Here is a 7,143-nt window from a genome sequence, read left to right on the forward strand (position 1 = left end):
GCCACGGGGTACCAGAGCGCCGCGTCCGCCACGGGGGACCAGAGCGCCGCGTCCGCCACGGGGTACCGGAGCGCCGCGTCCGCCACGGGGGACCAGAGCGCCGCGATGGCGAGCGGCTACGAAGGCCGCGTCTCCGGCAAGGAGGGGAACGCCCTGTTCCTCGTCGGGCGCGACGATCGCTGGAACATCGTGGCGGTCTGGGCCGGCATCGCGGGCCGCGACGGCATCAAAGCGGACACCTTCTACATCCTTCGCAACGGCAAGCCGGTGGAGGCTTAAATGGCACGCACCATCGAACTGACTTACGACAACTGCGAGTTCGAAACCGCTGACGGCTTGATCCTCGGCGGCCCGTACCTCTCGGTTGAGATCGAGACTGACGGCGAGAGCTTCACGGTTGAGAGCGTCCGCAATCAGGGCTTCCCGACGCTGGGCAAGCCCTCTGGACCCGCAGCGGCTTATGTCTGCGACTTCATCAAGCAGTGGGTGGTCGACGATCTGGCGAAGGGCGACGCTTCGTTGCTTCGCGAGCGCTATGCCGACGAGCTGCGCGACGAGGCTGAGCGCGAGGCCGGCGACTGGGCCGACTACCGCCGCCAGCAGGCCCGCGACGACCGCGCCCACATGGGGAGGGCGGCGTAATGAGCGGGCAACGCGAAACGGTCAGCGCGAAGGCTATCGAACGGATGGCCTACGGCTACGAACTGATGTTCGAGGTGATCTGCCACATGGCGGGCACGTCCGGCGCTCAAGGCGCTTGGTACATGCACAAGGCGCAGGAAGTTCAACAGCGACTCTCGCCCCTCTGGGCTCTCGACGAGGCGAGCAACCAGCACAAGCCGGGGGATTGTCTGCGCCAACATGAGCGCTTCTTGACCATCGCGCAGCAGGCCGCCGCCGCGCCAAASATGTTCGAGGCGCTCAAGTGGTTCATCAGTGACATCGATGGCAGCCACACGACGATGGTCGAATTCGACGAGAACGTCAGGCGAGCCCGCGCGGCCCTCGCCTCTGCCTCCCCCACCCTCCGCGCCGATGAGGAGGGACGGTGATGGTCGCTCTCGACTACGGCAATGACATCGCCCCTCGGCCCCACACACTGGTCGTCAAGGCCTACAACACCGAGCTTCGCGTCCATGAGTGCTCGTTCGGTTGCGGGCGGACAGTGCTGGTTGACCTCTTCGTAAACGGCGATTTCCCGGAAGAAGTCCAGCCCGCCGACCTCATCGGGAAGATCGTGAAGGTTGGCTACACCCACGGCTGGGTCTGGCTAGCGCACCGCGCCCGTTTGGTCAGCGTCCGCACCCTCTCCCCCGAACCCACTGAAGGAGCCTGAGATGACGTGGCTCAACGATCAGATCGCGGCAGAGCTGGACGCTATCGCCGCAACCTCGGAGCAACTGGAGAAGCGGATCTCGCGACTGATCCGCTCCTGCCCGCCCGAAATCAAATCGACGCTGGAGGCGACCAGCCTCGGCACCGAGAGCGCCTACGCCGAGGACGCCAAGCGCGTGGCTGACGCGATCTGCCCGCCCGAGCCCATGAAGGGAGCGGCGTGATGACGCCCATTCGCCAAGTCATTGGAGCCCTCGGGTTCCTCCTCTTCCTCGCTGAAATCTACATCGCCCACGAACTGCTGATCATTGGAGGCTGAGATGGGTACGCTCGTCATTGGTTTCGTTGCGTTGGTCATCGTCGTTGTCATCGCGGCCTTCGGGACGGCCATACTGCTATTCCCTCGCGTTATCCCTGAAACCGATTGGGCGCAGGACATCGACTATCGCCGGATGGACCGCCGCTACCGCGAGTCCGGCGAATGATCGACATCCGCCGCATCGTCTCGCGTGTCGTGGCCTGGTGGCTCGCCCGCCGCGTCGAGCAACGCAATCCGACATTGGCCGCTCTCCGCCGTGAAGAGGCAGAGCGCCGCCGCCAGCACAAGCCGACCAAAGACATTCAGAAAACCCGCCGCGCGCTCGTCCACGAGGCGCTGACAGCAGAACAGAGGAGGACAGCATGAGCGAGGCAGCACTGACCATCGTGCGCGGCGAGTTCGAGCCCGCACCATCTTATGCCCTGACGGCTATCACGCCCATGGCGATGCTCAGCCAGGCGGTAGAGCGCGGCGCCAATATGGAGACGCTCGAAAAGCTGATGGGCTTGCAGGAGCGTTGGGAAGCCAATCAGGCCCGCAAGGCTTTCGACAACGCTCTTGCTGCTGCGAAGGCCGAAATCCCGGTCATCGTCAAGAACCGTCGCGTTGGCTACGAGACGAAGGGCGGCGGCGAAACCAGCTATCTCCACGAAGACCTGGGGGAGATCGCCCGCACGGTCGATCCGATCCTTGCCAAGCACGGCTTGTCCTATCGCTTCCGCACACTGTCGGAGGTGAACCAGCCGGTTTCCGTGACCTGTATTGTCGCCCACCGCGACGGCTACAGCGAGACGAACACGTTGACCGCCGGCCGCGACGACAGCGGCAAAAAGAACCTGATCCAGCAGATTGGTAGCACGATCACCTATTTGCAGCGCTACACGCTGAAGGCCGCTCTCGGCTTGGCCGCGTCGGCAGATGATGACGGGCGCAAGTCTGAAGAAGTCGAGACGATCACCGATGAGCAGGTGATGGAGCTTCGCGAACTGCTTGAGGCCACGGGTTCCGATGTCCCCAAGTTCAAGGCTTACTTCAAAGTCGAAGACCTTGCCGACATCCGGACAGACAAGTTCGGCGCCGCCGTGAAACTCCTGAAGCAGAAGGAGCAGCGCCGTGGTTGAGATCGTCACCTGCGATCAGAACACCGAGGTTTGGTTCCGGGCACGCATGGGTATCCCGACTGCCAGCGAGTTCTCAACCGTCATGGCCAAGGGGCGAGGCGGCGGCGACAGCAAGACGCGCCAGACCTACCTCTACAAGCTTGCCGGCGAGATCATCACTGGCGAGCCCATGGAGAGCTTCAGCAACGCTCACATGGAGCGCGGCAAGGTCATGGAGGACGAGGCGCGGGACCTCTACGAGTTCATGACCGACTATCAGTGCGAGCGCGTCGGATTTATCCGTAGCGGCCGCAAGGGCGCATCCCCGGATAGCCTCATCGGCACTGCCGGCATGGTCGAGATCAAGACCAAGCTGCCGCATCTGATGATCGAGGCCATTCTGCGCGGAGACTTCCCGCCAGAGCACAAGGCCCAATGCCAGGGCCAGCTTTGGGTCGCGGAGCGCGAGTGGATCGACATTGCCGCCTATTGGCCGGGAATGCCGCTCTTCACCTTCAGGGCGACGAGAGCCACCATGGCAAATGGCCTCTGCAACCCCACCCGCGCACCAACCGGTGCCTGCCTGGGAGTCTCATCCGCATTCGCATGCCTGGGCGGACTGAGATCCGCGCCCGGCGAGAGGAGGCTAGATATGGGTACGAAGAACACCATTTCGACCGCACAACCGGAAAACGAACCGCTGCCACAAACCATGGCGGCGAATGTGTCCACTCCCAAGCTTGTGACGTCGATTCCGCCCGAAGCCGGACCGTCCGCACCGCCGATCGCCAAGCCGGGGGCCGATTTTATGAACCGGTTTCGGTCGACCAAGTCGGCTGAAATGCCCGGCGTGGCAACGCCATTGGCTCCCTTGAAAATCATAAGGGCTGGTGAGACCGAGGATTTTTTCAGGGTCCATCCAGACGAAGAGAACTACTGGACCTGCGAACTCTGCTTCGTAAGCGTCCCGGTCAAGGGCAYTGCCCGCCCGCTGCTGCACCTGATTACGGAAGAGATCGCGATGGAGTACCTGTCTCCGAAGCTGATCAAGCGGCATCGTCTGGCGTTGGCAACCAAGCCCTATGACGTGCTCTTCTTCTGCAGCGTACCTTCGCAAAACTTGGACTCTGCGTGGAATGCAACGGCGCTCACAGCTCTGGATCGGTCAAAATCCAGGTGGACGCAGGTGTTCTCGCGCCGCGACGAAGGTCTGGAGGAGTATGGGCACAAGTTCGCGCAGAATGAGGACGCATTCCCGGCTCCGAAATGGCCGCTGCGCTCGGTGCACGAATATCTTGAGGTCACGTTTCGCGATGCCAGCATTACGACCAGCAACCATCCTGGCTTGCTCCGCCTGATTGGCGCGAAACAGGATCTGAAGTGATGCGTCGCCGCCGCTTCAGGACGATCGTCGTTCTCGATTTCGAGTACGAAWCAAGCGGCGGCGAGTTCGGCCTTCGGGACGGCGATCTCCCCAGTGTGCTTTGCATGGTGGCCTACGTACTGGATACACATCTCCGGTACGTCGGTACCGTCAGAGCGTGGCGCGGCGAGTTCGGTCCGAAGCCACCCTTCGACATCGGCCCCGATACCCTCGTTGTCGGCTACAGCCTGCAAGCCGAGATGACATGTTTCCTGACGCTCGGATGGCAACTGCCGGCATTCGTGCTCGATCTCCACACTGCCTACCTGGCAACCAGCAATCTCTTGCTGCCGTATGAACCGGACGAGACCTATGCAAAGCCGCGCAAGCGTTTGGCCGACGCCTGTGCCGCCTACGGCATCTCAGGCTGGGAAGCGATTGACAAACCGGGGTTGGCCAAGGCGATCGGCGAAGGGCGCTGGCGCGAATACAGCCGCGAGATCGTGCTTCAATATTGCGAAGAAGACGTTCGTGCTTCGGCGGAGCTATTACGCCGGCAGCTCGCCGGTTATGGCCACCACACCCCCATCGATACCGACGCCGTCATTCGCTGGAGCCACTATTCCGGCAAGACGGTCGCCCGCATCCAGGCGCGCGGGATGCCGATCGATACCTGGCTGTGGGAGATTGTTCAGGAGCACAAACATCAGGTCATCGCTGCCCTGATCCAGCAACTCGACCCCAGCCAGGCCGGGCCGGGTCCAATCTACTCCCCCGACGGGGAGTGGAGCACCGAGCGATTCCGGTCCTTTCTCGGGAGCGTCAACATCAACGACTGGCCGCGCCTGGACACGGGCGCGCTCGAGTTGAAACGCGATGCCTTTCGCCTGATGTCTACCGCCCACCCAGGTCTCGAAGGGCTTTCGGCCCTGCGTGAGTGCCTGGGCGTCATCATGCGCGCCCGCATCCCGATCGGACGCGATGGCCGCAACCGACCGAGCTTGTTTCCGTTTGGCACCGCAACCGGGCGCAATGCGCAAGCCAAGAGCCTGTTCAATACCCATGCCGGCCTGCGCTCGTTCATGACATTCTCACCGGGCAAGATCGGGCTCTATCTCGACTGGCGAACGCAGGAGGTTGGCGTTGCGGCGGCACGAAGCGGCGATCAGGCCCTGGCGAGAGCCTATCTGTCGGGCGACGTCTATCATGCCCTCGCGGTGATGTGCGGACTGACCAGCCTCGATCCGAAAAGCTGGAAGGACGCTAACCCTCAACAACGTCAGCAGATCAAGGCGCTGCAGCTCGGCATCAATTACGGTATGGGTGTGCGTTCACTCGCCCGTGGCCTCGATCGACACCCGCTGATTGCCAGTGAGGTCATCATCCGCCACCAGCTCGCTTATCCCGATTTCTGGAAATGGCGCGCCAACATGGTTGAGCGTGCCATGCTGGAGCGTGCGATTGTGTCCGAGTTCGACGGCTGGCCACTGAAGATCCGCCACTCGCCCAACCGAAGAACACTCTACAATTTTCCCATGCAAGCCGGCGGCGCCGAAATGTTGAGGCTCGCGGCTAACCGCCTGTGCGACGCCGATCTCGTTCCGAGCATGCTGGTTCATGACGGCATCCTGTTCGAACTCGAGACCGACGAGCAGGTTCGGCACGCGATTGAGATAATGCAGACCGCCGGCACCGAGGTCTGCCGTGGCATCGAGATTGGCGTCGACAAGGACCAGGAGCTGCGAGGCGGCGCGCGTTATCGGGATAAACGGGACGTGGCCAAGAAGATCTGGGCAGTCATCATGAACACGCTGGTCGAGATCGGCGCGCTGCCGGAAGCTGGGTGCTCCCTCACGGGAGGCAACAGATGAGCGAAGACCGCAAAACCGTAACCGAAACCCGGGACGGCCGCCAACTCGAGGTAGTGGTGGTCGGCCCCAACGTGACGACCGCGAAGGTCTTTGCGGATCAGTTCAAGTCCACCACACGCCTCGGGGTGCGGCAACCTAAGCTCCGTAACGAGCCCTTCGCGCCGGTACCCCTCACCCGAGCCGTGAAGGCTTCCCAGGCCACGCGATCACCCGAGCTTCTGGTCTGGGTCGAGATCGAATATCTCGCCTGGAAAGCCAACGATGCGCCCTTTCCCTTGCCCAGCGCCCGGCTCCGACGCCTCGGCGTCAGCCGGAAAGTTAAGGCGCGTATCCTGCGCGACCTGGAACGCGGCGGCCTGATCACCGTCGAATGGCTGCGACGGCAGGCTCCAATTGTGACCCGGGCCCCCTGAGCCCGGGCTGTTTCCCAGCTGGGGCCTGAGGTGTTCCTCAGCTTGGGCCTACACCCTCTTTCTTTCTTTCTTTTCTCTCTTGTTGTTCTTAATCCGACGCGCGGAGCTGAAACTGAAAGAGCAACAACAAGTATACCTGGATTACCAGCGTCGCCTCTCTGGCTCTCGCCGCGGCGGGCTCCTGTGCTTTTCTCACGCCTACGGGCACAGGGTCCGTGAGAGGAAGAAGACAGCTGCCAAGGAGCTGCCTCAATCCTTGTCGCTCTGGTCTTCAAGCGCCCCAGTGAACCCGAGCCTCGCAAGTTCGGCTTCGACTTGCTCAAGGGTCATATGCTCGACTGGCGCAAGCACGGTGTCGGCTTCGATGGACTGCCGCGGCGAGCCCCAGCCCCGGCTCAACAGCGCGTTTGCGGCGGCACCTTTCACGGCATCCGGGAAGCCGTTGCGCATCAGGTCGACAAGCGTACGAACTGCCTCCTCGGTGTGCTCCCGCGCCAGCGCCTCCACCGGCCCCTTGATCGAGGGGCGGCCCTTCGGATTGCCGCTCTGGCCTGGTTGCCAGACACCCTTCCGTAGCATCTGATAAGCTCGTGTTAGGGCTCGGACCCATAAAATGGTTGGCTTCGCCGGCTCGGTGTGATTCACGGCTTCCGGGGGGAAGCACGGATGAATCGGGATCAGTTCTGGCTCACGGAGGCGCAGTTTGCGCGGATCGAGCCGCATTTGCCGACGGATACACGTG

At 62.5% G+C, this 7,143-nt stretch carries 11 protein-coding genes and 1 pseudogene; 11 read left to right on the forward strand and 1 reads right to left on the reverse strand.

The features are described from left to right. The 11 genes and pseudogenes from AC1D34_RS31660 to AC1D34_RS31710 form a co-directional block, all read left to right on the forward strand. Positions 1–279, forward strand: a pseudogene (locus tag AC1D34_RS31660) (DUF7666 domain-containing protein); the annotation flags it as partial. Then, positions 280–642: a hypothetical protein gene (locus AC1D34_RS31665; RefSeq protein WP_476826358.1), complete on the forward strand. Its 363-nt coding sequence runs from the start codon at positions 280–282 to the stop codon at positions 640–642. Continuing rightward, positions 642–1,052 carry a hypothetical protein gene (locus AC1D34_RS31670; protein ID WP_476826359.1) on the forward strand — a complete coding sequence of 137 codons (411 nt, stop codon included), beginning with the start codon at positions 642–644 and terminating at the stop codon, positions 1,050–1,052. The genes AC1D34_RS31665 and AC1D34_RS31670 overlap by 1 nt, the downstream gene beginning before the upstream one ends. Then, entirely contained in the window at positions 1,052–1,336 is a 285-nt protein-coding gene (locus tag AC1D34_RS31675) for a hypothetical protein (protein ID WP_476826360.1), read from the forward strand. Before AC1D34_RS31670 ends, AC1D34_RS31675 begins: the two co-directional genes overlap by 1 nt. 1 nt (position 1,337) lies before the next feature. After that, complete coding sequence (locus tag AC1D34_RS31680) at positions 1,338–1,559, forward strand: hypothetical protein (protein ID WP_476826361.1); 222 nt, start codon at positions 1,338–1,340, stop codon at positions 1,557–1,559. A 96-nt stretch (positions 1,560–1,655) separates the two neighbouring features. Further along, entirely contained in the window at positions 1,656–1,820 is a 165-nt protein-coding gene (locus AC1D34_RS31685; RefSeq protein ID WP_476826362.1) for a hypothetical protein, read from the forward strand. Continuing rightward, a complete protein-coding gene (locus AC1D34_RS31690) occupies positions 1,817–2,020 on the forward strand; it encodes a hypothetical protein (RefSeq protein ID WP_476826363.1) in 204 nt (67 codons plus the stop codon). The genes AC1D34_RS31685 and AC1D34_RS31690 overlap by 4 nt, the downstream gene beginning before the upstream one ends. Then, on the forward strand, positions 2,017–2,775 hold the full coding sequence (locus tag AC1D34_RS31695; RefSeq protein ID WP_476826364.1) for an ERF family protein: 759 nt from the start codon (positions 2,017–2,019) through the stop codon (positions 2,773–2,775). Before AC1D34_RS31690 ends, AC1D34_RS31695 begins: the two co-directional genes overlap by 4 nt. Beyond that, positions 2,768–4,138, forward strand: a complete 1,371-nt coding sequence (locus AC1D34_RS31700) for a YqaJ viral recombinase family protein (RefSeq protein WP_476826365.1) — start codon at positions 2,768–2,770, stop codon at positions 4,136–4,138. The genes AC1D34_RS31695 and AC1D34_RS31700 overlap by 8 nt, the downstream gene beginning before the upstream one ends. Continuing rightward, positions 4,138–5,988, forward strand: a complete 1,851-nt coding sequence (locus tag AC1D34_RS31705; protein WP_476826366.1) for a DNA polymerase — start codon at positions 4,138–4,140, stop codon at positions 5,986–5,988. The genes AC1D34_RS31700 and AC1D34_RS31705 overlap by 1 nt, the downstream gene beginning before the upstream one ends. After that, entirely contained in the window at positions 5,985–6,401 is a 417-nt protein-coding gene (locus AC1D34_RS31710; RefSeq protein ID WP_476826367.1) for a hypothetical protein, read from the forward strand. The genes AC1D34_RS31705 and AC1D34_RS31710 overlap by 4 nt, the downstream gene beginning before the upstream one ends. A gap of 249 nt (positions 6,402–6,650) precedes the next feature. On the opposite strand, the gene AC1D34_RS31715 is transcribed toward AC1D34_RS31710, so the two are convergent. Beyond that, positions 6,651–7,143 (reverse strand): hypothetical protein (locus AC1D34_RS31715; protein ID WP_476826368.1); only part of this gene is annotated, 493 nt, incomplete at its 5' end.

The organism is Allobosea sp. P1_A7 (assembly GCF_056406775.1).